A 1,504-nucleotide genomic window follows, 5' to 3' on the forward strand; every position below is an offset into this window, starting at 1 on the left:
GTGGCTGCGACCTATCGTATGGGTCGACTTGACACCCAGCTCCTGTTCCAGCGGCTCGACGAAGGTCTGGATCAGGTCCATGTGCATGCCATTGGACTTGCGCACCACCACCGAGAGCTCGGCTTTCACCAGCGTGGAAAACACGATCGGACGCTTGCCGTCGGCGGCGAAAGTATCGTTGATCTTTCGCACCGCATCGTGGGCCTTTTCAAGGGTATCGACGAAAGGCAGGCGGATCTGGCGAAAACGCAGGTCGAACTGGGTCAGTACGGAATGCCCGAAAGTCTCGGCCGTGATGCCGGTGCCGTCCGAGACAAAGAACACGGTGCGGGCAGATGCACTGGATTCGGGCTGTTGTGAAACTGGCATTATTGCCTCTTGAATAGATAAATGATCGGTGGTGAATTGGCAAAACTAGGGCAAAACGTTTTGCAGCCTGTAAAATATCGGGCTTCGCGGCCCGGTTCGCCCCGGTTCGATTACTGCCGAACCCCGGCCGCAGCAGACAACACACAGGATATCCCCAGTGAGCAGCCCAGCGCATCTTAGCAAGAATAATAAGAAGCAAGCGACTGCCCGGATTGCGCGCGCCACTGGAGCATGTCCGCAGATTTCTTATCATCAAAACAGAGGTAGTCATGACCAATGCATCAATTTCGGGGATCACCCCGGGGGCGACTTACGTCGCTCCGTTCGAAGATCTGCGCATGACCGATGTCGAATCGGTCGGCGGCAAGAACGCTTCGCTGGGTGAAATGATCAGCCAGCTGGCCCACGCCGGCGTGCGTGTGCCAGGCGGCTTTGCCACCACTGCAGATGCCTTTCGCGATTTCCTGGAGCAGGGCGATGGCCAGAGCCTGGCCAAGCGGATCGAGGCACGCCTCGAGTCACTGAACATCGACGACGTGCGCGCGCTGGCCCAGGCTGGTGCGGAAATTCGCAAATGGATCGTCGAAACGCCGTTCCAGCCGCGTCTGCAAAAAGAAATTACCGAGTTTTATCATAAGCTTGTAGATGATTCTTCAAGTGAAATGTCATTTGCTGTCCGTTCGTCGGCAACGGCCGAGGACATGCCTGACGCTTCGTTCGCGGGCCAGCAGGAAACCTTCCTCAATGTGGTCGGCATCGACCACATCCTGGAAGCGATCAAGCACGTGTTTGCTTCGCTGTACAACGATCGCGCGATCTCGTACCGCGTCCACAAGGGCTATACCCATGCCGAAGTTGCATTGTCGGCAGGTGTGCAGCGCATGGTGCGTTCCGATCTTGGCGCCGCCGGCGTCATGTTCACCATCGATACCGAGTCCGGTTTCGAGGACGTCGTGTTCATCACCTCCAGCTATGGCCTCGGCGAGACCGTGGTCCAGGGCGCGGTGAATCCGGACGAGTTCTACGTCCACAAGCCGATGCTGGCGCAGGGCAAGTTGCCGATCATCCGCCGCAATATCGGCTCCAAGCTGATCAAGATGGAATTCACCGGCGAAACCCAGGCCGGCAAATCGGT

2 protein-coding genes are annotated in these 1,504 nt (G+C 57.6%); one reads left to right on the forward strand and one right to left on the reverse strand.

Annotation, left to right across the window (positions count from 1 at the left end):
• A partial coding sequence (locus tag Q7T06_RS11945; protein WP_304784952.1) for a kinase/pyrophosphorylase occupies positions 1–369 on the reverse strand: 369 nt, incomplete at its 3' end.
• A gap of 269 nt (positions 370–638) precedes the next feature.
• Between Q7T06_RS11945 and Q7T06_RS11950 the strand changes: the two genes are divergently transcribed.
• Positions 639–1,504: PEP/pyruvate-binding domain-containing protein (locus Q7T06_RS11950; protein ID WP_304784954.1), on the forward strand; the 866-nt coding region annotated here is incomplete at its 3' end.

Origin of the sequence: Herminiimonas sp. (assembly GCF_030645555.1) — a bacterium.
Classification (GTDB): Bacteria; Pseudomonadota; Gammaproteobacteria; order Burkholderiales; family Burkholderiaceae_D; genus Oxalicibacterium.